We start from the raw sequence: 25,872 nt of genomic DNA, 5'->3' as shown, positions 1-25,872 counted from the left end.
GTAAAGCTCGATACTAATCGTTTAGTAGCATTTTCAACAGGTGAAAAATGTGATTCATACCAGGTTAATCACGCTTTAGGAATATATTCAGGTACAGGGAACCGCCAGATTCAGCTCTTATCCGGATCTTCATAGCGCCGTTTGGCATCCAGCGCTTCCTGTTCAGTATTGTGCTCGCTTATCAGAGAGTCCGGTTCCGGATGATCCGCTCGCAGCTGATACCAGGTCACCTTTGGATGGTCGGTCCCTTTTTCAACCACCTCAATACGGGCCTTACGCGGATAGGGAGGGTTTGTCGGCATAGATGTTCCTCATAATTTGTTATCAGAACTATGAGTATAGACGCAGGCTGTCAGACGCGGACAAGCTTAGCGCCGCCAGCACATCGGCAATAATACGTTCAGGCGGCTGCGCGGCATCAACAATATAGTGGGCCGCCTCACAGTAAAGCGCTTCACGTTCCGCCAGCACGTCACGGATTTCTTCCCCGAGCGGTTTCGCCGTTAACGCCGGGCGCTGCCCTTCTTGCGGAAAGGCTTCGAGACGAGCCGCCAGAACCGCAACCGGCGCGCGCAGATAAATGACCTGCCCGGTCTCGCGCATAAAGCGGCGATTAACCTCTGCCAGCACCATTCCGCCCCCGGTAGCGATTACCGTGGACGGCGCAGCCACCGCTTGCAGCGCCTGTGTTTCGCGAGCGCGAAATCCTTCCCACCCTTCTTTCGCCACGATCCCTGCGACGTTCATTTGCGCCCGCTCCTGAAGCCAGTGGTCGGTATCAACAAAATGCCAGTTTTGCTCTTGTGCCAGCGCCTGACCAACGGTGGTTTTACCGCAGCCGCGTGGGCCAATGAAGAAAACGGGTTGCGTCATAAGATGGAATTCTCCCGGATACTGCGAGGCAATGAAATTTACACCAAAGAATGAAATATACTATCAAACTAGTACAAAAAAATATGTAAATCTTTAGTTACAATAAATGATAACGCCGCTAGCACAGCGAGGGGTTATCAGGGCAAACGCTAGCAAAACTGTAAACATATTATTGCACATTTTGCCGCCCGTCCCTACCCGCACACTTTATTTCTTCTGCTGGAGAAGCCATTTATCCAGCTCGGCAGCAAAACGCTGGCGGTCACGTTGCGACAGGCTATCCGGACCGCCGGTCTGGATCCCGCTGGCGCGTAAGGTGTCCATAAAATCACGCATCGTCAGCCTTTCACGGATAGTGGCCTCTGTATAACGTTCACCGCGCGGATTTAATGCCGCACCCCCTTTAGCCAGCACTTCGGCCGCCAGCGGAATATCGGCGGTGATCACCAGATCGCCCGCCGCGCACAGACGGACAATTTCGTTATCGGCTACGTCGAAACCGCTTTCGACGCGCAGCGTGCGGATCACGCGTGACGGCGGCGTGCGCAGCGTCTGATTGGCCACCAGCGTAAGCGTGGTCTGCGTGCGCTCGGCAGCGCGGAATAAAATGTCTTTTATGACATTCGGACAGGCGTCCGCATCAACCCAAATAGCCATCCTCACTCCTGTTTGTTCAATGATCTCTGCAACCTGTCGCCAGAGTGCAGGAAGCTTTAGCCCTGAAGAATAATCCGCGTTAAGCTTATCGCCCAGACAAATTACACGCGGAGAAAGGTGATGGAGAAAAAAATTGGGTTTATCGGCTGCGGAAATATGGGTAAAGCGATCCTCGGTGGACTTATCGCCAGCGGCCAGGTACAGCCAGAAAAAATTTGGGTCTATACCCCTTCACCGGAAAAAGTGGCTGCGCTGCACGAGCAGTATGGCGTAAACGGGGCGCACAGCGCACAGGAAGTGGCGCAGGCAGCGGATATCGTTTTCAGCGCGGTGAAGCCTGCCATCACGGTTAAAACGCTGAATGACATCGCCTCCAGCTTCAATAAAGACTCGGTGGTGATTTCCATTGCAGCGGGCGTGACGCTGGCACAACTGGCGACCGCGCTGGGTCACGACCGCAAAATTATTCGTGCCATGCCGAACACGCCGTCGCTGGTTAACGCCGGAATGACGTCACTGACGCCCAACGCACTGGTTAACGATAACGAAACCCAGGAAGCACTGACGATTTTTCGCAGCTTCGGCGAAGCGGAAGTCGTCGCCGAAGCTATTATTCACCCGGTTGTCGGGGTGAGCGGCTCGGCACCAGCGTATGTGTTTATGTTTATAGAGGCGATGGCTGACGCTGCCGTCCAGGGCGGTATGCCGCGCGCGCAGGCCTATAAGTTTGCGGCCCAGGCGGTGATGGGCTCGGCAAAAATGGTGCTGGAAACCGGGAAGCACCCGGGCGAGCTGAAGGATATGGTGTGTTCGCCCGGAGGGACGACCATTGAAGCGGTACGCGTACTGGAAGAGCGCGGTTTTCGTGCGGCGGTGATCGAAGCGATGGCCAGCTGTATGCAGAAATCAGAACAGCTTAGCCGCTCCTGATGAACAACGGGTGAGACGCATCGGTCTCACCCGTTTCGTTTACGCCTGTTTTTTCAGGCAGCCGCTCATAAATTTGCTGCGATCTTCACCTTTAAGCGACTGCTGGGTCGCCTGTGAACTGCAATCGCGCATTTTTAACTGCTGCGGGGTGAGTCCTTTTTCATCTTGTGCTTTTCCACCTTTCAGGCACTCGCTCATAAAATGCTTACGCTCGTCCCCTCTCAACGTTTTATCTGACGCCTGCTGGTTACAGGTTGCCATCCGCTGTTGTTGAGGAGTAAGCGTCTTTTCAGCCGCGCCTACCGTGGAAAGGATAACCATGCCAAAGACCAGGGTAACCAGAAATATTATTTTCATTGTTTTGTCCTTCAGTAAGAGGTTCACCCTAAGTCTGGTCCGTTGCGCTAAAAAAACCACCCGGCAAGGAAAATTTCACCGCTGACAGCGCAAAAATACCCTCAGAATAACGGCCAGGCAATGTGATATCGCCCGGCGGGCCACGATTATCCTGCACAGTTGGCCCGGCCATCAGAAGATATTACGCGCGGAAATAACGCGATGACTTTAGCGGAATGTTTACGTATCCAGTCTCCGTGTTGAAATAAATAAAACACGGAGACTGGATAGACAGGAAATGACAAAACGATGACAAGATTATCGTTTTATTACTATTTAGAGCGGGGATGTCGTAGCAGCTTTTTTACATATTGCCGCAGAAGCTCGCTATCGCCGTCGGAAACGGGTGCCTCCGGGCTGGCACCGTCCATGGCGGACTCAATACTGTGAATAAGTTTTTGTTGCTCATCTTCGGCCATATGACGCACCAGCGAGGTAACAACAATTTCAAGCGCTTCAACCTGCGCCAACAGTTCCTTTGATTCTTCTTCCTTTTCCCCCAGTTTGACCAGTAATTCCGCAATAAGATTTTTCATGGCGCAATGTCCTTACGAATCCGGTTAAACCTGTTATTAAGCCGTGCTAATAAATACATGAGAATGGGGGGTATTTCAAGATAGCCACATCATTTTGCGCGGCCCGTCAGATCGACGCCTCAGTTATCAACCAAATGTACAATTAGCGCGTAATTTCACGCGTTCCTGTTCTCTGGATTCATTAATCACATCACCTGATAACGCCACAATAATCCCACGCTAAAAGCGATTAATTTATCTTACCCGCAGTAATGAGATCAGGTTTTCTGCCGGGTGCGACGCAGTGCGATAATCAGTTGCCACAAGTTAATCAATACCACAATGGCCGTAGCAAGGAATACCCAGCGAAACCCGGCAACGGCGGAAACGGAAGCGCCAATCAGCGGCCCTGCCACGTTGCCGAGATACATAAAGGACTGGTTGTAGCCAAAAATACGCCCTGTCACCTGATCGCTGCAATATTTCAGCAGCAGCGTCTGCACTGCGGGCAGCATCGCGCCATCGGCAAAACCGAGCATAAAACGCAGGATCCCAAGCTGTAGCGGCGAGGTAACGAACGACATGGCGAAAAATATGATCACTGCGCAACATAAGGTCGCGACCAGAATACGCGCGGTACCAATACGGTCGCCAAGCTTGCCGAGCCGGGGCGCGGAGATAAGCGCGGAGACACCGGGCACCGCAGCAATCATCCCGCTTAAAAAAGCAATATTATTGCTGTCCGGACTCATTGATTTAATAAACAGCGCCAGGATAGGCCCAATGGAACCGTTACAGAGCTGAATAACCATGGTGGTGACAAACAGGCTAATCACCAGCCCGGGATAAGGCAGCGTGGCGAAAACCGCTTTACCACTCAATCTGTCGGCTTTATTTACCTGCGGCCTGACGCCCTCTTTGATCAGAAAAAGCGTGACCAGAAAACTCACCGTAAGCAGGATGGCGGTAATAAAAAATACCGCGCGCAGGCCGACATGGTCCGCGAGAAATCCGCCGAGCAGCGGTCCGCCAATGACGCCGCTAATTTGTGCCGTCGACAGCGTACTCAGCGCCCAGCCGCTGCGCTCACGCGGTACCTGCGAAGCCACCAGCGCCATCGCATTGGGAATATATCCTGATGTCAGCCCCATTACCGCACGCAGGAAAAAGAGCTGCCACACGTTAGTGGCGAATGCCTGAAGCAAAATCGCAATGGCCATGCCCAGCGACGCGCGCAGCAGCATTAGCTTACGCCCTTTACGGTCAGCAAGGCTGCCCCACATTGGGGAGACGATAGCCGAGACCAGGAAGGTGACGCTGAACGTCAGGCCGGACCACAGAGAAAGCGCCTCATGCGAGGTAACGCCAAGTTGTGAGACATAAAGCGGCAGGAAGGGCAAAATTTGGCTGATCGCCAGCCCGGTAAAAAAACAGCCGAGCCAGACCGAAATAAGATTAACCTTCCAGGATTCCATAAACGTATATAGTAATTAAGTTTTTACTCATTAGCCGACAGTGTAACAACTTATCCTTCGTCCTTCAGGACCAGAGATGCGTTTTACGCATTTTGATACCATTTACTTTACCGGCACAGGCCATATCCACGCATACCAAGATGAAAATGGTTGGCATGCGCAGCGTTATATTCCGGTCCCAGACCGTTGCCATAATAATGACAGCTACTGGAAAGCAGTGCGCGGAGGAACGGTTGTGTTTCCGGTTCTGGCCAGCCTTTCAACACCGTCACACGTTTGCCACTGGCAAATCGAAAACCGCTCACATCCAGCGCATCCGCCGTCGCGTGCTCACTCAGACGGGCGTTTTCACGATGATAAATATTGCGGCAGGCATAGCTACCAAAATGATCAATCTGCCGCAGTGGGCTGCCAATAAGCTGCTGCGCAAGCGGCTTCGCCTGCTGTTCAACAAACAGTGCGCTACTGAGCGCCAGGGGACAACTGGCGAGAAAACTGCTGCTCAATCTGACATCGCCAAAATTGCGCACCCGTACGACATTGCTTAACGGACAGGGTCCGGCACTGTCCGCCACCGCCTGAGTAGTAATAAGGTGCTGCTTATTGGCCTGGGCCAGTAATGACTGACATGCATCATCAGAAAGTCGACGCAATTTTATTTGTGTGATGCGCCCCGGAGGATCGGTAAGTTGAAGCGGCGCAAATGGATTGTAGTATGAAGGTAAATAGCGATATCCCCACCACGTAGCGCCAGCCAGCAAGGCCAAAATAAGCAAACCTTTTCCTTTCACTGCACCCCCTTAATCGATTTACTTAAGATTATGGCAGAAGGGCCGATTTTGACGTGATATGTTATGTGTTTTACGTTTACCAGAGATCGGTGTGGAAATGGCTAAGTTGCGGGTAGGTATCGTTTTTGGTGGGAAATCGGCAGAGCATGAAGTCTCATTACAATCGGCAAAAAATATCGTCGAGGCGATTGATAAAACACGCTTTGAAGTGGTGCTTTTAGGAATTGATAAACAAGGCGGCTGGCATATTAATGATGAAAGCCACTATTTGCTGAACGCTCACGATCCCGCGCGCATCGCGCTCGCGCCCTCCACAACAACCCTCGCCCATATTCCCGGTAAACAAACGGGACAATTTATTGATGCCGCTAACGGGGAGTTGTCTGCCAGTATCGACGTTATTTTTCCCATCGTCCACGGCACGCTGGGAGAAGATGGTTCATTGCAGGGTCTGTTGCGCATCGCCAATTTGCCCTTTGTCGGCTCGGACGTATTAAGCTCCGCCGCCTGCATGGATAAAGATATCACCAAGCGCCTGCTGCGCGATGCCGGGCTGGCTATTGCGCCTTTTGTGACGCTGACCCGCGCGAATCGCCACAGCGTAACCTTTGCTGAAGTTGAGGCGCGCTTTGGCCTGCCGCTCTTTGTGAAGCCAGCGAACCAGGGATCCTCTGTCGGCGTCAGCAAAGTGACCAGCGAAACGCAGTACCAGCAGGCCGTTGCGCTGGCGTTTGAGTTCGATCATAAGGTGATTGTCGAGCAAGGCATTGAAGGGCGTGAAATCGAATGCGCCGTGCTGGGGAATGATTATCCTGAGGCCAGCACCTGTGGTGAAATTGTGTTGAACAGCGAGTTTTATGCTTACGACACTAAATATATTGATGATGGCGCTGCGCAGGTCGTGGTCCCGGCAACTATTGATGCGGCGATTAACGACCACATCCGCGAGATCGCGATTCAGGCTTATCAAGCGCTGGGATGTAGCGGCATGGCGCGGGTGGACGTTTTCCTCACCGCGGAGAACAAGGTGGTGATTAACGAAATTAACACCCTGCCCGGCTTTACCAATATCAGCATGTATCCCAAGTTGTGGCAGGCCAGCGGCCTTAGCTATTCTGCGCTAATTACCCGACTGATCGAACTGGCTCTGGAGCGTCATCGCGCCAACAGCCAGTTAAAAAGCACCATCAACGCTTAATCCTGCTTCGCCGTCGTCTCCTCCTCGGGGCGGCGGCGAATGATTAATCCGGCCAGCCAGAAGCCGATAACCCAGGTCACCAGCCCGACCGCGTAAGATTGCCAGCCCTTTGCCTCAAACCCTAATAGCCCCACAACACCATTCAAAATAAAGATCAGGCCAATCGCAAACGCGTAATAGTGCCAGTCACGACGAATTTTTGCAGGCAGCTTCATGACAACTCCGACAGAGGAAAAGCGCATCCTCGCATATTTTCAGCCGGGCGTCTGTGGCCGGTGCGGAAATTCTTAAAAGCGGCATAAGTTAAACTTAAGTTAAAAATTTGTGACACAACACTAACTTATGAAACCAGGAAAATTCCAGCGTCGAAATTACCATGAATCTGATATTGACAATGGTAATGACCTGTCAAACTAAGCATCAGTACGGGCATGAAGTCTGAAAGAATGCGTCCGGGAGGTCGGTATGACAGAGTTCACCTTTTCCAAACCAATGTTGCGTGGAAAAAAGAAAGATCGGTCCACTCCAGGGAATATTGCATACGCGCTATTCGTATTGCTCTGCTTTTGGGTGGGTGCACAGATGCTTAATCTGGTGGTGCATGCGCCAGGCGTATATGAGCAGCTGATGCAAATACAGGATACCGGTCGACCGCATGTCGAAATGGGGCTGGCGGTGGGTACCCTTTTTGGGCTGGTACCCTTCCTGATAGGCTGTATGATCCTTGGCGTTGTGGCATTGCTCCTGCGGTGGCGTCACTATGGTTAATTCTGCGCCATGCATCTGGCCCGTCGATCGTCGACGCGTTTCGCGAACCATGCGGTTGTGAGATTGCGCGTGATCTTCGGGCTTTCCAGCTGAATACCCGGCAATATTTCCTTCGGTAACGTTTTCCCGCTTTTTCGCTCCGCCAGTTTAAACACTTCCCGATAAAGATCGGTTTTCTCGAAATCGAGCGAATCCCCCTTTTCCAGCTGGCTGCGGATCTCGCTATCGCTCATCTCAAGCCGCCCCGCCAGCTTTCTTACCGCCTGTTCCGTTGTGCCCGCCTCACGGCTGCCATAGCGGATTAAATCGCCGTCTAGTGCCAGCTTCACGCCGCTGGCTTTACTGACCGCATTCTGAAACGCGGCGTTGCGGCTGGCATACCAACCGGCGTTAAAGTCGGCGAAGCGGTAGAGCGGTGCGGAATAACTGGTGGGATAATTTAACAGGTGGTAAGTGCCAAACCACAGGCCTCCGCGCAGGGTAAACACTTCCTGACGTACGGTGCCTTCCATTTTCCACGGGTAGCCGCGCGTGTGCTCCTGAGCGAAAGCAATGCTGACCTGCATCGGCCCGCCGGTGTGGACCGGGTTAAACGAACCAAAAAGCTGCTGGCCGAGCGGCACGGTATCGATTAAATCGTCGAAGATAGCGCTGAGCTGCTTTTCAGTTTTAACCGTATCCAGCCGGTCACTGTAGCTTTTACCATTGGGTGATTTTATTTTCAGCGCGGTATGCACCAGCAGCGCCGGAATATGTAGTTTTGCCGCCCGGCGTTCGATCTCCTGCCAGGCAATTTTATTCAGCCCGGGCACGGTAGGATCGGCCTGATAGTTTGATTCCTGCTGTGCGACGGCCAGTACCGAGCAGACGTTTTCTTCGGTGGGGGCCAGCTTCTGACTCTCAAAGGTACGCGCCAGAGTCTGCGCCCATTCATCGCGATTTTTAACGCTGGCCGGCATTTTTTGCCGCACCATACTTGCCACATCAATAGCTTTTTCACCTTTTTTCAGCGGCGCTTTTTCGGTGCTACAGCCGGCCAGGATCAGTGCGGCTAATACGGTCATTACGGCAGAGCAAGTGTGCGGTGCGGCCATTATTCAGGCATCCCTGTAGTTAAAAATACGTGTTAACAGCCTCCCCTGCGTCCGGCTGATCCAGTTCGCGTTCAAAGCTGCGCAGACGCTTATAAATCGACATCAACTCTACCAGAGTAGGCCATGAATTGATCAGGTACTGAAAGGATTCGCGAACCTGACCAAAGACGTCGAGGATCTGACGCATCAAACCCAGCGTTACTGTACCGGCAACAATGGACGGAAACAGCAAGAACAAGCCGAAAACGTTATCCACCTGCAGGTACAAAATGCGTGCGATATTAAAATACATATAGTGGAAATAAAGGCGAAAATAGTTATGCCGTACCGCCGTGAACAGTTCGCGCAACGTCGGTGGCGTGGCGCGAGTCGGATCGTCTTCGCCGTACACCAGCTCCTTACGATACGCCGCCTCGACACGCTGATTTTTAAACTCCAGCCCCGGCAGTTTAATGCCGACCACGGCCAGCAGCGCGGTACCCAACAACGCCCAGACGATCCCGGCGATCACCAGCCCATAATGCAGATGTCCAATTACCGGCAGTTCGGGTACGTGCGCTGATAGCGTCACCAGCACGGGTAAAAACGCAATGAGGGTCACTATCGCGTTCAAAAAACTGACGCCCATGTCTTCAAGCGTGGAGGCAAAGCGCATGGTGTCTTCCTGCACACGTTGCGCTGCTCCTTCAATATGCCGCAGTTTTGGCCAGTAATCCGTATAGTATTCGTTCATTGCACTACGCCAGCGAAAAACGTAATGGCTAATGAAAAAATTATTCAACACGCCAACCACCACCGCAATCAGCGCAATACCGAGGAAGGTAACAATGCCATGGTAGAACTGTTCAATGTTGACTGAATTTGGCTTGCTCAATGCTTTTTGAACCAGATCATAAAAAGGACCATACCAGGCGTTTACCGCCACGCCGACTTCTACCAAAAACCAGGTGACAAAAATAATCAGTGCGGTCCCCCAGATGGACCAGCGCTGCCAGCGATGCGGACAGTATCCCTGCCAGAACAGAGCAAAAAGCCCGACGCAGACAGCATAGAAAGCATAAAACACCAGGTAGCCTGGAGACCAGAACCGCGCGGCGCTGACTGGAGCGTCAGCCGTGGCGGAAAAAAGATGCAATAGCCAGGCTCCGCCTTCCGTCTGCCAGAACAACACGGCTGCCAGCCCCCAAAGAAAGGCCGAGAGAAAAAATGGCCCCGGTTTTGGGAAAAAAGAGTTAAACATAGGTGCTCCGCATGGATCTCAGGGTGATGGTTACGCGCCAGATGGCGCAGAATTCACCGCAAAACAGACTCTGAAGCGTAAAACGTTATTCTCTGACGAGGCGTGAGGAATTGTATCGACGGGTTACAGGCGATGCGGCGTTCAGAACGGCGTAAGCGTCTGAACCGGGACCGTTTTACTGGAAAAAAATGCTTTATTATTTCGGGACTGGTTTTTTCCCTTATCGATCCGCCTGAAAGACGCTTTGCAACGGCGGATTAAGTAGTATAAATAGGCATAGTTTTCTTAATTCATTTATGGATCCTCTCGTTGAAACGTTGTCTTTTCTTATTCGCCGCGTTTTATGCGGCCGCGGTGCCAGTCACTCACGCCGTACAGACCTCACCCGATCCGGTTTTTGCCTCTGATATTGTCGATCGTTACGCCAACCATATTTTCTATGGCAGCGGAGCAACCGGAATGGCGCTGGTGGTTATTGATGGTAATCAGCGCGTGTTTCGCAGCTTTGGCGAGACGCGGCCGGGTAATAACGTCCGTCCTCAGCTTGACTCAGTGATCCGCATCGCATCGCTCAGCAAATTGATGACCAGTGAAATACTGGTGAAACTGCTCGATCAGGGAGTGGTAAAGCTGAACGATCCGCTAAGTAAATACGCGCCGCCTGGCGCACGGGTCCCCACCTATAAAGGCTCGCCCATTACGCTGGTTAACCTGGCGACCCATACCAGTGCGCTTCCACGTGAGCAGCCAGGCGGTGCGGCGCATCGCGCGGTTTTTGTCTGGCCGACCCGCGAGCAGCGCTGGAGCTGGCTTTCCACCGCGACACTAAAATCCGCGCCGGGCTCTCAGGCAGCCTATTCCAATCTTGGTTTTGATTTGCTGGCTGACGCGCTGGCGAACGCCGCAGGTAAACCTTATCCCCAGCTTTTCGAGCAGCAAATCACCCGCCCGCTCGGGATGAAAGATACTACCTTTACGCCGTCGCCGGATCAGTGTAAGCGTCTGATGGTCGCCGAAAAAGGGGCCAGCCCGTGTAATAACACGCTGGCAGCGATTGGCAGCGGCGGCGTATATTCCACGCCCGACGATATGATGCGCTGGATGCAGCAGTTTCTGTCTTCCGATTTCTATACCCGTAATACGCAGGCGGACAGAATGCAGACGTTGATTTATCAGCGTAGCCAGCTGACCCGCGTAACGGGAATGGATGTGCCTGGTAAGGCCGATGCGTTAGGAATGGGCTGGGTATATATGGCCCCGAAGGATGGCCGACCGGGGATCATCCAAAAAACGGGGGGTGGCGGTGGATTCATCACCTATATGGCGATGATCCCCCAGCATAATATTGGTGCCTTTGTGGTGGTCACTCGTTCGCCGTTAACAAAATTTGTGAATATGAGCGACGGCGTAAACGATCTGATAAGCGAGCTGAGCGGGAATAAGCCGCTGGTTGTGCCCGCTTCTTAACTCAATAGTCATAAGGCAGACGGTTGATATTAACCAGTTTGCCTTTATGCATTTCGATGTAGCTTCCGCGTCGCAGCGCTGAGAGCACCTCAGCAATGACGGAGCGCGAGACGCGGGTGCGTCGCTGAATATAATTAATCACGCCAATGCGAGAACGTAAAGCGTCGTCCCATTGCGCCATTGTTAATAGCGTTGAGCGGATCTGATTGTAGTTGCTGGTGCCTACCAGATGGATATCGCGTTTTTCCAGTAACCGGTGTTGCCAGGTCATCCAGTAAAATGCCTCACGCCACAGTCCGCCCTGTTCAAGCAACGCCAGCGTGGCATCTGCGGGCAGGTAATAACCATTGCATTCCCCCTCCGCCATTAAAATATAGTCGCTGGTATTTTTTATCGCGCCGGCAGAGAGCCCGGCAATAAAGGGCGCATCGGCAAAGCCAAGCAGAACATCGTTGTATTTACGGCTTAATGAGATGATGCCCTGCTGAATGACGATGGTGTAATTTTGCGTTTGATCGCCCTCAGCGGCAATAGGTTCACCTTCGTTGCACACGAAGCGGGTGCCATGAGCGGACAGGTATTTATCAAGTGCGTTGAATTCGTTTAGCGGTTTACTCAGAGTAGTCATGTCTATGCTTTCCTTGCGAAAAATGCCCGTCATATCCATGACAGGCATTGTGACAAAAGGGTAAAACAGGGGAGTTTCCTCCCCTTTGCACCTGATTACCAGGTGTATTTAACACCAGCGTTTGCTGCCCAATCCTGGTCAACGTCGCCGCCACCGAGATAGGTGACACCGGTATAGCCGCTGAAGTTTTTGGTGAAGCTGAACTGTCCGCCCGCACCAACACGTACCGCAGAACCTTTAACGCCGTTATCAATGTTATCACCATTGAAGTCGGAATCGTTGTCAGAGTCGTCGTATACGTAAGCCAGGTTGAAGTACGGCGTCAGCGCCTGGTCACCGTAGTTGAAGGTGTAACCTGCATTCAGACCCGCTTCATAACGCAGGCTGTCGTAATCCTGACCGCCGACGTTAGCGTCGTTGCTCAGACGATAGCTGTCACCAGACTGGAACAGACCATTGATGCTGGCGTAAGGCGTTACATAACCTGCATCGTTGATTTTCCAGTCGTAACCCAGTTTCAGGCCAAAGCCCCATGCATCAGCAGTGGTGTTGCCATCAACATACGCGCCGTTGCTCATGTTAGCAGTCAGGTCGTTGTCGAAACGGCTGTAGCTTAAGTTGCCATCAACAAAGATGTTGTTCGCGAAGCGAGCAGAAGAGTAGATGTAGGCAGACTGGCTGTCCTGATCCACCTGGCCAGTACGGTCGCTCATGTCGCCTTTCGCGAAGGAAGCTGCCGCACCGACGATCCACTTAGCATTGTTACCGTCAACTTTGGTATCAACACCGACCATGATGCCGTTAACGTCCTGATCGTAGTTGATCGTGCCGTTATCACCATCGAAGCTACCACCGAAGTAGCTCACCCATGCACCACCGTTGTCATCAAAGCCATGACGAGCGCTGGTCAGACGGTCAGACAGAGTATCCTGTTGCAGGTTCCAGATGTTGGTGTTTGCAGAAGGAATGCTCAGTGCCATGTTAGCGTAGTCGGTCAGCTCCATCTGGCGCAGAACAACCGTGTTGCCTTCCTGCTGTGCCTGATAGGTATAAGCACCCAGGTCAGCTTTGTTGGCAGCGCTGAAGGTAGCGTTGGTATTTACATCGTTGACATAGATAATTTCTTTACCTTTGTAGTCAGCGATGTTACCAGCACCAGTGGCGTTGTCGATGCGAACTTTGTAATTACCGGTTGCGGCCACAACGTTGTCAACAGAGCTGTTATCCAGTTCGTCGCCATTGTTGATATCGCCGTTACCATTGATGGTCAGGTGACCGTCAGAGTTCATCGCGATAGTACCGTAGCCATAATTAGCCTGGGTCTGATCGTTAGTACGGTCGTTCACCAGATCGGCATTCAGGATATAATCGCTGCTATGGATATCGAAGACACCGGAAACAACGTGGTTGTAGTTGTCAGCAACGTTGCCGCTGGTCAGTTCCAGGGTATCAGTCTGGAACGGATTATCGTCAAACTGATCAACGTTCACATCCAGCACGCCGCCGTTGGTCACGGTGATGGTGTTAGCGTACAGAGACGGTGCATAGCTATATGCTACAGTTGAATTATCTTTACTGGACAATGCAACGGTACTGTAGCTATCGATGGTCAGGTGATCGGTTGCTACCTGGCCTTCATCACCAATGTTCATGGAAGAACCATTGGTCAGGCTGATAGTGTCAGAGATCAGGCTGGATTCAGCAACGTTAACCTGAGAACCGTTGTTTACCGCTAACGTATCAATGTTAGATTGGTTAACCGTATCCCATTCTGAACCGTTGTTCAGCGTAACGTTAAATACGCCGCTCTGGAATACCTGATCGTCAATCGCACGGCCCCAGTCGTTAGCTTCAACCACTACGCCAGGGTACTGGCTATTGCCGGTGACATCATACCAGTCAGCAGAAGCAATAGAATTCTCATCAACGTTGTTCATAGTAGCAGAACCGACCCACTTACTGCCGTTGTCCAGCGTAATGTTCAGTTCATCAACGTTCAGAGAATCGTCAGCCCAGCCACCGTTGGTGTCCAGAACACCATCGCCATTGCTGTCATGACCATGCGGATAGAAGTTCGCATTCCAGGTGCTATTAAAGACAACATCACCCAGCAGCGTGGAGTTGCTGAAGTAAACGTTGTTTTTCATTGAATAATTGGATGCTGAATTATCGCTGAAATACATTGCTACGTCGTTAGCACCGCCGTTGCCAGTGTAATCGCTTGGCTCAGCAGAGTTGCCATAGAAGCCCGTATTTTCCAGCGGTGTTACAGCACCAGAGGTCACTGTAGAATCTGTAACCACAATGTTGTTATCCCAGGTATGGGATTCAGTGGTGTAGTTGGTATTAGTGGTATCACCCTGTACTAAACTGATGCCTGCAACGCGAGAGTTGTTGGAAATATTAATGTTGCTTTCTACATTAAGCTGTACAGCGAGACCGAGACCTGCATCTTCACCTGGCGCCGTATAGAAGGTTTCATTTGTATATTTCGTGACGTCTCCATCCACATAAGAATCAGTAAAATAGAGCGCTTCATAATCATCATCAACAGTAGAGTTGGCAATGTTCAGAGTGAAGACATCCCCGTCATGCCACGTTGTATCGATAACATCGTTACCAGCCTGGTAGAAATAGTAACCACCATCATAATCAGTACCACCATTATAACCGTAATAACCATCAGGCAGCATTGAAGTGATTGAACCATGAATCACTGAATTAGCGATATCCAACTGGTTCGCATTGCCATTTGTACCATCGGTATAATCGTGGTTCAAATAATAAGTAGAAATGGTACCGTTAACGGTATCACCGTTGAAAGACTGGTCGAAGTCACCGTTAGCATTGTTGTAATAAACAAAGCCATTATAGGTGACATAGTTGCCGTCAGAGCCCGGCGCATCCATATTAGACCAATCAAGTGCGGTCGTGGTGTTATCGTGATACCCCCAGGTATCATAAGTTGTCGCATTTGCCTGAGAAGCGATCGCCAAAGTGCAGGCCAATGCTAATTGAGATACTACCAGTTTCTTTTTCCAGGTTTGCATTTGTCATCCCTCCTCAGGGACGTAATCTAGTTGGTCCATCAATTATTAATGCAATCAAAATAAGTAATATTACATTGCAGTCCGAATTATGCGGTTTAAGAGGCAGAAGGTTCAATTAATCTTTATCCAAAGTCCGAAATCGGACAGATTATCTTTAAAGAAACTCCCTTCATGAATTAAGGACCACTTAAAAAACTTAACGCTTTTAATAAAAAACCCTTAAAAACAAAAACCTAACCCAGTGAATGCATTACCCATTTAATATAATTCGCATCAATAAATAAAAAGCATTCACAAAAAGAATAAGAAAGAATTACACTACGGAAACTGCGAGATACTGGATAAAAGAGTACAGCATCGCTTATCGCCATAAATTTTCCGAGCGTGGTTCGCCCGCTACCACTACTCATATAGTAAACAGATAATATTGAAAGCCGTATTTGCATTCACTAAAACTATTTATAAACAGTTTAGCGCCGCGTTAAATGTCTATAATCACCAGGTTTGTCGGGTGTCTCAGCTAAACGGCAACTTTAGTAAAACACTAAAGAGATAATTCAGGTACAATAACGTCATATTTCACAAACATCAGGCATATCATGACCGATTTAATCACTCGCCCCCGCCGCCTGCGCAAGTCTCCCGCGCTGCGCGCTATGTTTGAAGAGACAACACTGAGTAAGAACGACCTGGTGTTGCCGATCTTTGTTGAAGAAGAGATTGATGAATACAAGGCCATCGAGGCGATGCCGGGCGTAATGCGCATCCCCGAGAAGCATCTGGCGCGCGAGATTGAACGCATCGCCAACGCGGGGATCCGCTCGGTGATGACCTTCGGGATCTCCCATCACACCGACGCCACCGGCAGCGATGCCTGGAAAGAAGACGGTCTGGTCGCACGTATGTCCCGTATCTGTAAACAGGCGGTGCCGGAGATGATCGTAATGTCCGATACCTGCTTCTGCGAATATACGTCTCACGGCCACTGCGGCGTGCTGTGCGAGCACGGTGTGGATAACGACGCGACCCTTGCCAACCTTGGCAAACAGGCGGTCGTGGCCGCCGCTGCGGGCGCGGATTTTATCGCCCCTTCCGCCGCGATGGATGGACAGGTTCAGGCGATCCGTCAGGCGCTGGATGCCGCCGGATTTTTTGATACGGCGATCATGTCCTATTCAACCAAGTTCGCCTCTTCCTTTTATGGTCCGTTCCGCGAAGCCGCCGGGACCGCGCTGAAAGGCGACCGTAAAACCTATCAGATGAACCCGATGAACCGCCGGGAAGCGATCCGTGAGTCGCTGCTGGATGAGGCACAGGGCGCGGACTGTCTGATGGTGAAACCGGCGGGTGCTTATCTGGATATTCTGCGGGATATTCGGGAACGCAGCGATCTGCCGTTGGGCGCTTATCAGGTTAGCGGTGAGTACGCGATGATTAAGTTCGCGGCGCAGGCTGGCGCGATTGACGAAGAGAAGGTTGTGCTGGAAAGTCTGGGCGCGATTAAACGCGCGGGCGCGGATCTGATTTTTAGTTATTTCGCGCTCGATCTGGCGGAAAAGAAAATTCTGTAAGGTTTGGTGTGGTTGTGCCCGGCGCCGCTGCGCTTGCTCGGGCCTACCTCGGGCCGGTCCAGCTTGCGCCATCCGCCATAAAAACGGATGGCGCTGCGCAATTAGTTGTTTACCGGAATCACCGCGCCTTTATATTTGGTGCGGATCCAGTCCTGAATCTCTTTCGAGTGCAGTACCTTCACCAGTTCCACGATGTCTTTTTTCTTCTCGTCGCCGCGATGTACGGTAATGATGTTGGCGTACGGGTTGTTCTCACCGCTTTCTACGGCGATCGGATCGTGAACCGGATCCAGACCAGCGTCGATGGCGTAGTTGGCGTTGATCACCACCGCGTCGCCTTCGTCATTGTTATACATTTGCGGCAGCAGCGCGGCTTCTACATTCGGCTGGAACTGCAGTTTCTTCGGATTCTCCACGATATCGCTGATGCGCGCGTTAACTTTATCGATACCCGGTTTCAGCTTGATCACGCCCTCTTTTTCGAAGATGGAGAGGATACGTCCTTCTTCAGACACCGCATCACGCATAATCACTTTTCCGCCCTGCGGCAGATCTTTCAGCGATTTGTATTTTTTAGAGTAAATGCCAATCGGCTCGATATGGATCGCCCCGGCGCTGACGAAGTCGAACGTCTTATCGCCAGCATGATCCTTCAGGAAGCTGTTCAGATAAGGGATGTGCTGGAAATAGTTGGCGTCGATGTCGCCGCTGGCCAGCGCGGTGTTCGGCAGGATGTAGTCCTGGAACGGTTTGATTTCGAGATCGATGCCTTCTTTCGCCAGGATCGGTTTCGCCTGCTCCAGAATTTCAGCGTGCGGCACGTTGGACGCGCCCACGGTCAGGGTATCGGCCCAGGAGGCAAAGCTCATGGCACTTAGGGTTGCTGCGGCGATCAGTGTCAGTGTTTTCGTCATGATGTTGGTTTCCGTATTATTAGCGTTTATCTAACAGAGAGGTAATAACGTCGCCGCAGAACTGGATGATGAAGACGACGATCAGAATAGTCACCGTCGCCACCAGCGTGACGTCGCTATGGTTTCGCTGGAATCCTTCCAGATAAGCAAGATTCCCTAATCCACCGGCACCAATGACCCCTGCCATCGCGCTGTAGCTGACCAGCGCAATCAGTGTCACCGTAATGCCTGACACCAGGGCAGGAGAGGACTCCGGCAGTAAAACCCGAAAAATTAAGGTACTGAGACGCGCGCCCATCGATCGCGTGGCTTCAATAACGCCCTTATCCACTTCGCGCAGGGCAATCTCTACCAGCCGGGCGTAGAACGGTGCCGCGCCGACAATCAATGCTGGCAGCGCCGCATTGGCGCCGAGAATGGTGCCGACAATCGTTTTGGTAAACGGGATCAACAGCACGATTAAGATAATGAACGGAATGGAGCGGAACACGTTCACGAGAATAGAAATTACGCTGTAAAGCGTACGGTTCTGGAACAGGCCGCCGCGCGCGGTTAAAAACAACGCCAGCCCGAGAATGATCCCCAGCACGAAAGTCGCGATGCCGGAGAGCGCCGTCATATACAACGTTTCCTGCGTGGCCGCCCACAGCTGGTCCCATTTCAGATGGGGTAAAAGTTGATCAAGCATGTTTAACCACCTCGCATTCAATACCGCTGTTGTGCAAATCCGCGAGGATGTTGTTCAGCTGATCCTGGTTTGCAATCACGTGAAGCCAAAGTTGCCCAAACACGCCGTGGGCAGTTTGCGACATCTTGCCGTGCAAAATATTAAACGGCAGACCGTATCGCAGGGTCAGTTCCCCCACTACCGGCTGATGGGTATTTACTCCGGTAAACGTCAGTTTAATGACCGCCCCGGCCAGCTCGCTGGTCAGATCCGGATTAAACGCTTCCTCTTCTTTATACTGACTCACCTGACGCACGAACTGCTGAGTGATCGGCTGCTGCGGACGGGTAAAGACCTCCAGCACCTCGCCCTCTTCCACCACTTTGCCGTTTTCCATCACCGCCACGCGGTCGCAGATCTTCCTCACCACGTGCATTTCATGGGTGATCAGCACGATGGTCAGCTTAAAACGACGATTAATATCCAGCAGCAAATCCAGGATCTGATCGGTGGTCTGCGGATCCAGCGCCGACGTCGCTTCATCGCAGAGCAGAACGTCCGGGCTATTGGCCAGTGCGCGGGCGATGCCAACGCGCTGCTTTTGCCCGCCGCTGAGCTGAGAAGGATAGGCATCTTCCCGCCCGGTAAGGCCCACCAGCTCGATAAGTTCCGCTACCCGGGCACGGATCTGCGCTTTCGGTGCACCGGCGATTTGCATGGAAAAGGCAATGTTTTCCCTTACGGTGCGCGACCACAGCAAATTAAAGTGCTGGAACACCATACTGATTTTCAGCCGAGCCTGGCGAAGCGCCTCGCCTTTTGCCGACGAGATCTCGTGACCGTTGATGGTCACACTGCCTGAACTGGGTTTCTCCAGCCCGTTTAGCAGACGGATCAGGGTACTTTTCCCCGCGCCGCTGTAGCCAATAATGCCGTAAATCTGCCCCTGTTCGATCGTTAAATCTACGCTGTCCACGGCGACCACGGGCGTCTTACCGTGGTCAAAAATCTTCGAAATATTCCTGAGTAGGATCATCTTATCTGGTTACCCGATGCTTCTTGTCTGTTGCGTAATTGTGATGCGAACGGCAGTTTAGCAGTATGGACGTCCATATGATAGTAATCAGCCTGAATTATCTTTTAAACAAACTGATTGATATTATTTATAACAAAAAGCGCTATAGAGGAGCCTTAGCGGCTTCGCTGGCTATGAGAGAATTCGGCAAAGCATATACATGACGTAAATAACACCTTCCTGCGCCAGGCGACTGACTGCGCTCTGAAGCGCATTCTTCCGCTGCAATTAGCCATCTATCCATGCGCACCCCCGCACGGCTTTCCTTCCTGATGTCTAATTAGCTGTTTATATTACCTTTTCGCATAAATCACAGAGAAAGATTCTTTATCGACGCTTTTTCGCGCGTCTACTATCCCGCCATGTCCTTAATTACTGGTGGAATACCATGAGTGTTTTTCATTCTGTGACCGATTTGATTGGCAATACGCCGCTGCTTCAGCTGCATAAGCTGGACAGTGGCCCCTGCGAACTGTTTTTAAAACTGGAAAACCAGAACCCCGGCGGGTCGATTAAAGACCGGGTCGCACTGTCGATGATTGCGCATGCCGAGAGAAAGGGTTTGCTCAAACCCGGCGGGACGATTATCGAAGCAACGGCAGGCAATACCGGCCTCGGTCTGGCGCTGATCGCCGCGCAGAAAGGCTATTCGCTGCTGCTGGTCGTGCCGGATAAAATGAGCCGCGAAAAAATATTTCATCTGCGGGCGCTTGGTGCGCAGGTGCTACTCACCCGCTCGGACGTCGGCAAAGGCCATCCGGCTTATTATCAGGATTATGCCCGGCGGCTGGCGGATGAAACGCCCGGCGCGTTTTATATCGATCAGTTTAACAACGCCGCCAATCCGCTGGCTCACGCCACCACGACCGCGCCGGAACTGTATGAGCAGCTGGACGGACGTATTGATGCCATCGTGGTCGGCGTCGGCTCCGGCGGTACTCTTGGCGGATTGCAGGCATGGTTTGCGGAGCACTCCCCGCATACGGAGTTTGTGCTGGCCGATCCTGCTGGCTCTGTCCTTGCCGATCAGGTTGAACACGGTCGCTATGATGACGCTGGCGCCTGGCTGGTCGAAGGCATCGGCGAGGATTTTATTCCTCCTCTCTCCCATCTCGACGGCGTAAAACAGGCGCTGCGCGTGACCGATGGCGACGCGTTTACCGCCGCCCGTGAATTACTCAACGTTGAAGGCATACTGGCAGGCTCCTCTACCGGTACGCTGCTCACCGCCGCGCTGCGCTACTGCCGGGCGCAGTCCACGCCGAAGCGCGTCGTGACTTTCGCCTGCGACAGCGGCAATAAGTACCTCTCCAAAATGTTCAACGACGACTGGATGCGCCAGCAGGGATTTATTTCCCGTCCGCAGGCAGGCGATCTCAGCGATTTTATCGCACTGCGGCATGAGGAAGGTGCCACCGTCACCGCCGCGCCGGACGATACCCTCGCCACCGTGCTGGCCCGCATGCGTCTGTACGATATTTCCCAGCTTCCGGTGCTGAACAATGACGAGGTAATCGGGATTATTGATGAGTGGGATCTGATTAGCCACGTCAAAGGCGACAGCCAGCGTTTCGCCCTGCCGGTTAAAGACGCCATGACCCGCGAGGTTGAAATTATTGACCGCCGCGCTCCGGAAAGCGCCCTCAAATCCATTTTCGATCGCGGCCTGGTCGCGATTGTTGTCGACAACCATCGTTTTCTGGGCCTGGTGACCCGCAGCGATGTGTTAACTACCTGGCGTAACCGCCGGTCATAACAGGGAACTCCTATGAAAAACTTAGCCACCCTTAGCGTTCACAGCGGCGCGTTTAACGACCAGCATGGTGCAGTCATGCCGCCGATTTATGCCACCTCTACCTTTGCCCAGCCTGTGCCGGGCCAGCATACCGGCTACGAATATTCACGCAGCGGCAACCCGACCCGCGATGCGCTGGAAGCGTCCATCGCCGAACTGGAAGGCGGCAGCCGCGGCTATGCGTTTGCCTCCGGGCTGGCCGGGATCGCCACCGTGCTCGAACTGCTTGATAAAGAGAGTCATATCGTGGCGGTAGATGACGTTTACGGCGGGACTTACCGCCTGATCGAGAATGTGCGAAGTCGCACCGCGGGTTTACAGGTAAGCTGGGTGAAACCAGACGATGTCCAGGCGATTGAGGCAGCGATCCGTCCGCAAACCCGGATGCTCTGGGTAGAAACGCCGACCAACCCACTGCTGAAACTGGCCGATCTGGAGGCGATTGCCGCCATCGCCAGACGGCATCATCTGATTAGCGTAGCGGATAACACCTTTGCCTCACCGATTCTGCAACGTCCGCTGGAGCAGGGTTTTGATATCGTCGTGCACTCGGCGACTAAATACCTCAACGGCCATTCCGATGTCGTGGCGGGACTGGTCGTGGTCGGCGATAACCCCGAACTTGCGGAAAAACTTGGCTATCTGCAAAACGCCATCGGCGGCGTGCTTGACCCGTTCAGCAGCTTCCTGACGCTACGCGGCATTCGCACGCTGGCGCTACGTATTGAGCGTCACAGCAGTAACGCGCTGGCGCTGGCCCGCTGGCTGGAGCAGCAGCCGCAGGTGGAGAAAGTGTGGTATCCGGGGCTGGAATCGCATCCGCATTTTGAACTGGCGCGCAGGCAGATGTCGCAGGCGGGCGGAATGATCTCCATCGTAGTGAATGGCGATGAGCAGCGTGCCACAGCGATTATCCAGAAACTGAAACTGTTTACCCTGGCCGAGAGTCTGGGCGGTGTGGAAAGCCTGGTCAGTCAGCCCTTCAGCATGACCCACGCCTCCATTCCGCTGGCGCAGCGGCTGGCAAACGGCATTACGCCGCAGCTTATTCGCCTGTCGGTCGGTATTGAAGATCCGCAGGATTTAATTGATGACCTTCGTCAGGCGCTGGTGGAGTAAGCACTCATTCAATTTACCTGGCCATAACATCGTATTTACTTATAGTTTTTCTGACATAAATAAGAATTTTTTCTTCTTTGTGGTCGATGAAGCATTGTGGGAGCGTAGCGCTACAAAACAAAAACAGGGTACGCAGAGGAATCTATGGCACATCAATTACACACAATGAAAACGCTGGCGGTGGCGCTGGGTCTGTTAACGCTGGGCTCGGCAGCCCATGCCGATCAGCTGGCGGATATCAAAGCCGCAGGCGTAGTAAAAGTGGCAACGTTTGACGCCAACCCGCCGTTTGGCTCGGTCGATCCAAAAAGCCACGACATCGTCGGCTACGATGTGGATTTCGCAAAAGCACTGGCGAAAGCGCTTGGCGTGAAGCTGGAGCTGGTGGCGACTAACCCGGCGAACCGTATCCCGCTGCTGCAATCCGGTAAAGCGGATCTGATCGTCGCGGATATCACCATTACCCCGGAACGCGCGCAGGTGGTGGATTTCTCCACGCCGTACTTCGTCACCGGACAGCAGTTCCTGGTACCGGCGAAATCTGCGGATAAACTGGATGGGTATAGCCGCGCCCGTATTGGGGCGGTAAAAGGCACCACCGGCGAACAGGCGCTGCATCAGCGTTATCCGCAGGCTCGCGTGCTGGCCTATGACGACATTCCGCTGGCGCTGACCGCGCTGCGTAACGGTAACGTGCAGGCGATTACTCAGGACAGCACCATCCTTGCGGGCCTGCTGGCGGAAGCGCCGGACAAGGCGAAGTTTAAGATCCTGCCGGATCTGCTGAGTAAAGAAGAGATCGGCGTTGGCGTGAAGAAAGGCGAGACGGCGCTGCTGAACGCGGTGAACGATGAGCTGGTGAACCTGGAGAAAAACGGCCAGGCCGCCAAAATTTACGATACCTGGTTTGGTCCTTCCACCAAAACCCCACAGCCACGTTCATTTACTATCGAAGCAAAGTAATATGTTGTCAGGTTTACTCTCTCAATCCGCAGCAGGGTCTGCGGATTTTTCACGTCTGGAAAATGCCAGCGTTGAATTTCGCGACGCGGTGAAAGCGTTCGGCGATCACCGCGTATTAAACGGTATCAATTTAACGATTAACCCCGGCGAAGTGGTGGCGATCCTCGGCCCTTCCGGCTCCGGTAAATCCACGCTGATCCGCCTCATCAATCAGCTCGAATCGCTGAGCGGCGGCGATATTCTGATCGACAATAAATCGACACGCCATTTGCAGGGACGCGCGCTACGTCAGCTTCGCAGCCGGGTGGGATTTGTGTTTCAGCAGTTTAATCTGTATGCCCATCTTAACGCGGTGCAGAATATTGCCCTGGCGCTGGAGGCGGTGCACGGCTGGAAAAAAGCGGATGCCGAAAAGCGCGCGCTGGAACTGCTACATCAGGTTGGACTGGCTGACAAAGCGCAGCATATGCCGTCGCAGCTTTCCGGCGGACAGCAGCAGCGTGTGGCGATTGCCCGCGCCCTCGCCTCCTCGCCGCAAATCATCCTGTTTGACGAGCCGACCTCGGCGCTGGATCCGGAGATGATCGGCGAAGTGCTGTACGTCATGAAAACCCTAGCGCACAGCGGCATCACCATGATCGTGGTAACCCACGAAATGCAATTTGCCAGAGAAATCGCCGATCGGGTGGTGTTTATTGACGGCGGCGATATCTGCGAAGTGGCACCCCCTGCGGAATTCTTCACCCGGCCACGCCATCCACGTGCGCAACGCTTTCTGCAAAAAGTGCTGGATCCGCTGCATCAGGAGCGTCCGGAGTGAATCAGCTACTGGACTGGCAGGGAGTGCTGACCGGGCAGCCTCTGCAATGGATTATTTCCGGTTTTCTGACCACCTTATGGGTCACGGTGGCGGGCATTCTGCTGGCAACTGTTCTGGCGGTGCTGTTTCTGGCGCTGCGTCTGGCGGGTGGGCGCGTCGGCAATGGTCTGGTGGCCGCCTGGGTCTCGTTGTTTCGTAATACGCCGCTGCTGGTGCAATTGCTGTTCTGGTATTTCGCCGCCTGGAACCTGCTGCCGCTGGCTTTCCGCGACTTCATTAATGCCGATCATCGCTGGTCGATCCTGCCAGGCGATGTCTGGTGGCTGACGCCGGAGTTTATCTGTTCGGCATGGGGGCTGGGCGTGTTCACCTCTGCCTTTCTGATTGAAGAGATTGAATCCGGTCTGCGGGCGGTGACGAGCGGACAGCGCGAGGCGGCGCTGGCGCAAGGGTTCTCCACATGGCGGCTTTTTCGGTTGATCCTGCTGCCGCAGGGGCTGGCAAACGCCTGGCAGCCCATCATCGGGCAGTATCTCAATTTGATGAAGCTTTCGTCGCTGGCGAGCGGCATCGGCTTCGCCGAGCTGACCTATCAGGTGCGCCAGATCGAAAGTTATAACGCGCACGCGCTGGAAGCCTTTGCCGTTGGGACGGTGCTGTATCTGTTCACCGGTATTATCGCCGGGGCGATTCTGGTCCGCCTGGGGCCAAAGCACGCCCGCGTTGCGGCAAACAGAAGGAATGCCTGATGCTGGCGAATATTACCGTTATTACCGATAACCTCGATTATCTGCTGTGGGGACGACTGGCTGACGGCGAGCCAGGCGGCGTGGTTCTGACGCTGCTCATGGCGCTGGGTGCCGGGATCCTCGCTCTGCCCGGCGGCATTGTGCTGGCCTGCGCCGCGTGGCGCTATCCTGGCATTGTGCGGCGAGTTCTGTTTTTGTGGGCCGAGCTTATTCGCGGCATTCCGCTCATTTTTGTTATCTTCTGGCTGTGGTATTTGCTGCCGATGCTTACCGGCAGCGACCTGCCCGGCGCGGTCACCGTCACGCTGGCGCTGGCATGGTTTACCGCCGCGTCGGTGATGCACTCTGTGCTGGCGGGGCTTCAGGCACTGCCGGTCGGCCAGTATGAAGCTGCGCAAACGCAGGGTTTCAGCCCCGGACAGACGCTGCGGCTTATTTTACTCCCGCAGGTGCTGCGCAACGTGCTGCCCTCGCTGGTCGGTATTTTTATCAGCCTGATGAAGGATACCTCGCTGGCGTTTATCGTTAACGTACCGGAACTCACCACTGTCGCCGGCCAGGTTAATAACCGGGTACAGATTTACCCTACCGCCATTTTTATTTTCACCGGCGTGGTGTATTACCTGCTGTGTAGCGGCCTGGGTCTGCTGGCAAAACGCTGGCAGCGGCGCGATGTCCGCGCCTCGCTGGTGCGCGGGTAGCAGGTACGTCCGGGAAAGAAACGAGGCGATGAGAATTTTCCGGACTTGCTACACACTGGCATAAGGGCTCCTATACTTATGTTACACACGTACCTAAGGAGCCTGACATGTTTGAGAAAGCTGAGAACAAAGTAAATGAAGCCGCGGGTAAAGCGCAGGAAGTTTTTGGCCGCGCCACTGACAATCACGATGACACCGTGAAAGGTGCCACCCGTAAATACGCATCGCAGGCAGGCTATGCGGTACGTGACGCAGCCGACACGGTTCGCGACCAGGTTTCATCTAACCCGCTCGGCGGCTTGGCCATCGCGGGTGCGGTCGGGATTGTGCTGGGTTTCCTGCTCGCCCGTAAATAATTTACGCGCAACGTTATCTTCAGGGACCGCCTCAGAGCGGTCCTTTTTTATGCCTGCGCG

General features: G+C 53.2%; 27 protein-coding genes. 12 read left to right on the top strand and 15 right to left on the bottom strand.

The features are described 5' to 3' along the window. Window positions 1–110 precede the first annotated feature (110 nt). From P0H77_RS05800 to P0H77_RS05790, 3 genes are all read right to left on the bottom strand, one after another. The gene (locus tag P0H77_RS05800) at window positions 111–302 is read right to left on the bottom strand and encodes a YaiA family protein (protein ID WP_276163968.1); all 192 of its coding nucleotides are present in this window, start codon (window positions 300–302) and stop codon (window positions 111–113) included. Window positions 303–330: 28 nt separating this feature from the next. Beyond that, window positions 331–873: a shikimate kinase AroL gene (gene aroL, locus P0H77_RS05795; protein ID WP_276163967.1), complete on the bottom strand. Its 543-nt coding sequence runs from the start codon at window positions 871–873 to the stop codon at window positions 331–333. 207 nt (window positions 874–1,080) lie between these two features. Beyond that, window positions 1,081–1,530, bottom strand: coding sequence for a YaiI/YqxD family protein (locus P0H77_RS05790; protein WP_276163966.1), 450 nt, complete (start codon window positions 1,528–1,530; stop codon window positions 1,081–1,083). A gap of 120 nt (window positions 1,531–1,650) precedes the next feature. On the opposite strand from P0H77_RS05790, the gene proC reads away from it, so the two are divergent. Further along, a complete protein-coding gene (gene proC / locus P0H77_RS05785) occupies window positions 1,651–2,460 on the top strand; it encodes a pyrroline-5-carboxylate reductase (RefSeq protein ID WP_276163965.1) in 810 nt (269 codons plus the stop codon). A 39-nt stretch (window positions 2,461–2,499) separates the two neighbouring features. Here the strand turns inward: proC and psiF are convergent, their stop codons facing one another. From psiF to P0H77_RS05765, 4 genes are all read right to left on the bottom strand, one after another. Further along, on the bottom strand, window positions 2,500–2,817 hold the full coding sequence (gene psiF / locus P0H77_RS05780) for a phosphate starvation-inducible protein PsiF (RefSeq protein WP_276163964.1): 318 nt from the start codon (window positions 2,815–2,817) through the stop codon (window positions 2,500–2,502). 311 nt (window positions 2,818–3,128) lie between these two features. Beyond that, the gene (gene iraP, locus P0H77_RS05775) at window positions 3,129–3,392 is read right to left on the bottom strand and encodes an anti-adapter protein IraP (protein ID WP_276163963.1); all 264 of its coding nucleotides are present in this window, start codon (window positions 3,390–3,392) and stop codon (window positions 3,129–3,131) included. 257 nt (window positions 3,393–3,649) lie between these two features. Then, the gene (locus tag P0H77_RS05770; protein ID WP_276163962.1) at window positions 3,650–4,846 is read right to left on the bottom strand and encodes a multidrug efflux MFS transporter; all 1,197 of its coding nucleotides are present in this window, start codon (window positions 4,844–4,846) and stop codon (window positions 3,650–3,652) included. Window positions 4,847–4,953: 107 nt separating this feature from the next. After that, complete coding sequence (locus tag P0H77_RS05765; RefSeq protein WP_276163961.1) at window positions 4,954–5,637, bottom strand: extensin family protein; 684 nt, start codon at window positions 5,635–5,637, stop codon at window positions 4,954–4,956. A gap of 97 nt (window positions 5,638–5,734) precedes the next feature. Here P0H77_RS05765 and ddlA point away from each other — a divergent pair, with 97 nt between their 5' ends. Continuing rightward, on the top strand, window positions 5,735–6,835 hold the full coding sequence (gene ddlA / locus P0H77_RS05760) for a D-alanine--D-alanine ligase (RefSeq protein ID WP_276163960.1): 1,101 nt from the start codon (window positions 5,735–5,737) through the stop codon (window positions 6,833–6,835). Here ddlA and P0H77_RS05755 read toward each other — a convergent pair. Next, complete coding sequence (locus tag P0H77_RS05755) at window positions 6,832–7,050, bottom strand: DUF2754 domain-containing protein (RefSeq protein WP_176916839.1); 219 nt, start codon at window positions 7,048–7,050, stop codon at window positions 6,832–6,834. The genes ddlA and P0H77_RS05755 overlap by 4 nt on opposite strands. 250 nt (window positions 7,051–7,300) lie before the next feature. Here P0H77_RS05755 and P0H77_RS05750 point away from each other — a divergent pair, with 250 nt between their 5' ends. Then, complete coding sequence (locus P0H77_RS05750; protein WP_276163959.1) at window positions 7,301–7,603, top strand: DUF2755 family protein; 303 nt, start codon at window positions 7,301–7,303, stop codon at window positions 7,601–7,603. Here P0H77_RS05750 and P0H77_RS05745 read toward each other — a convergent pair. Both P0H77_RS05745 and sbmA read right to left on the bottom strand, forming a co-directional pair. Beyond that, the gene (locus tag P0H77_RS05745; protein ID WP_276163958.1) at window positions 7,600–8,697 is read right to left on the bottom strand and encodes a DUF1615 domain-containing protein; all 1,098 of its coding nucleotides are present in this window, start codon (window positions 8,695–8,697) and stop codon (window positions 7,600–7,602) included. The genes P0H77_RS05750 and P0H77_RS05745 overlap by 4 nt on opposite strands. A gap of 19 nt (window positions 8,698–8,716) precedes the next feature. Beyond that, window positions 8,717–9,937, bottom strand: coding sequence for a peptide antibiotic transporter SbmA (sbmA, locus tag P0H77_RS05740; RefSeq protein WP_276163957.1), 1,221 nt, complete (start codon window positions 9,935–9,937; stop codon window positions 8,717–8,719). Between the two features lie 354 nt (window positions 9,938–10,291). Here sbmA and ampH point away from each other — a divergent pair, with 354 nt between their 5' ends. Next, window positions 10,292–11,404, top strand: coding sequence for a D-alanyl-D-alanine-carboxypeptidase/endopeptidase AmpH (gene ampH, locus P0H77_RS05735; protein ID WP_346429449.1), 1,113 nt, complete (start codon window positions 10,292–10,294; stop codon window positions 11,402–11,404). Between the two features lies 1 nt (window position 11,405). Here ampH and P0H77_RS05730 read toward each other — a convergent pair whose 3' ends face one another. Together P0H77_RS05730 and P0H77_RS05725 are read right to left on the bottom strand one after the other, a co-directional pair. Then, window positions 11,406–12,032, bottom strand: a complete 627-nt coding sequence (locus P0H77_RS05730) for a helix-turn-helix domain-containing protein (protein WP_276163956.1) — start codon at window positions 12,030–12,032, stop codon at window positions 11,406–11,408. 95 nt (window positions 12,033–12,127) lie between these two features. After that, window positions 12,128–15,082 carry an autotransporter outer membrane beta-barrel domain-containing protein gene (locus P0H77_RS05725; RefSeq protein ID WP_276163955.1) on the bottom strand — a complete coding sequence of 985 codons (2,955 nt, stop codon included), beginning with the start codon at window positions 15,080–15,082 and terminating at the stop codon, window positions 12,128–12,130. Window positions 15,083–15,681: 599 nt separating this feature from the next. Here P0H77_RS05725 and hemB point away from each other — a divergent pair. Next, on the top strand, window positions 15,682–16,653 hold the full coding sequence (hemB, locus tag P0H77_RS05720) for a porphobilinogen synthase (RefSeq protein WP_176916846.1): 972 nt from the start codon (window positions 15,682–15,684) through the stop codon (window positions 16,651–16,653). 101 nt (window positions 16,654–16,754) lie between these two features. Here the strand turns inward: hemB and P0H77_RS05715 are convergent, their stop codons facing one another. Genes P0H77_RS05715 through P0H77_RS05705 form a run of 3 tightly spaced genes read right to left on the bottom strand, consistent with a single transcriptional unit; the run spans window position 16,755 to window position 19,270 of the window. Further along, the gene (locus tag P0H77_RS05715) at window positions 16,755–17,567 is read right to left on the bottom strand and encodes a MetQ/NlpA family ABC transporter substrate-binding protein (RefSeq protein ID WP_276163954.1); all 813 of its coding nucleotides are present in this window, start codon (window positions 17,565–17,567) and stop codon (window positions 16,755–16,757) included. A 19-nt stretch (window positions 17,568–17,586) separates the two neighbouring features. Beyond that, on the bottom strand, window positions 17,587–18,255 hold the full coding sequence (locus tag P0H77_RS05710; RefSeq protein ID WP_276163953.1) for a methionine ABC transporter permease: 669 nt from the start codon (window positions 18,253–18,255) through the stop codon (window positions 17,587–17,589). Next, the gene (locus P0H77_RS05705) at window positions 18,248–19,270 is read right to left on the bottom strand and encodes an ATP-binding cassette domain-containing protein (protein WP_276163952.1); all 1,023 of its coding nucleotides are present in this window, start codon (window positions 19,268–19,270) and stop codon (window positions 18,248–18,250) included. The genes P0H77_RS05710 and P0H77_RS05705 overlap by 8 nt, the downstream gene beginning before the upstream one ends. Window positions 19,271–19,697: 427 nt before the next feature. On the opposite strand from P0H77_RS05705, the gene P0H77_RS05700 reads away from it, so the two are divergent. From P0H77_RS05700 to P0H77_RS05670, 7 genes are all read left to right on the top strand, one after another. Beyond that, complete coding sequence (locus P0H77_RS05700) at window positions 19,698–21,065, top strand: cystathionine beta-synthase (protein WP_276163951.1); 1,368 nt, start codon at window positions 19,698–19,700, stop codon at window positions 21,063–21,065. Window positions 21,066–21,077: 12 nt separating this feature from the next. After that, the gene (locus P0H77_RS05695) at window positions 21,078–22,223 is read left to right on the top strand and encodes a PLP-dependent aspartate aminotransferase family protein (protein WP_276163950.1); all 1,146 of its coding nucleotides are present in this window, start codon (window positions 21,078–21,080) and stop codon (window positions 22,221–22,223) included. A 165-nt stretch (window positions 22,224–22,388) separates the two neighbouring features. Then, window positions 22,389–23,186 (top strand): ABC transporter substrate-binding protein, encoded by a 798-nt coding sequence (locus P0H77_RS05690; RefSeq protein WP_276165057.1) that lies wholly within the window; start codon window positions 22,389–22,391, stop codon window positions 23,184–23,186. A gap of 1 nt (window position 23,187) precedes the next feature. Continuing rightward, on the top strand, window positions 23,188–24,006 hold the full coding sequence (locus tag P0H77_RS05685) for an amino acid ABC transporter ATP-binding protein (protein WP_276163949.1): 819 nt from the start codon (window positions 23,188–23,190) through the stop codon (window positions 24,004–24,006). Further along, on the top strand, window positions 24,003–24,755 hold the full coding sequence (locus P0H77_RS05680) for an amino acid ABC transporter permease (RefSeq protein WP_276163948.1): 753 nt from the start codon (window positions 24,003–24,005) through the stop codon (window positions 24,753–24,755). Before P0H77_RS05685 ends, P0H77_RS05680 begins: the two co-directional genes overlap by 4 nt. Continuing rightward, the gene (locus P0H77_RS05675; protein WP_276163947.1) at window positions 24,755–25,456 is read left to right on the top strand and encodes an amino acid ABC transporter permease; all 702 of its coding nucleotides are present in this window, start codon (window positions 24,755–24,757) and stop codon (window positions 25,454–25,456) included. Before P0H77_RS05680 ends, P0H77_RS05675 begins: the two co-directional genes overlap by 1 nt. Window positions 25,457–25,563: 107 nt before the next feature. Then, complete coding sequence (locus P0H77_RS05670; RefSeq protein WP_276163946.1) at window positions 25,564–25,812, top strand: CsbD family protein; 249 nt, start codon at window positions 25,564–25,566, stop codon at window positions 25,810–25,812. The last annotated feature ends 60 nt before the right edge of the window (window positions 25,813–25,872 follow it).

The organism is Superficieibacter sp. HKU1, from assembly GCF_029319185.1.
Taxonomy (GTDB): domain Bacteria; phylum Pseudomonadota; class Gammaproteobacteria; order Enterobacterales; family Enterobacteriaceae; genus Superficieibacter.
The sequence above is the reverse complement of the archived record's forward strand: the minus strand, read 5'-3'. Positions and strand labels throughout refer to the sequence as shown.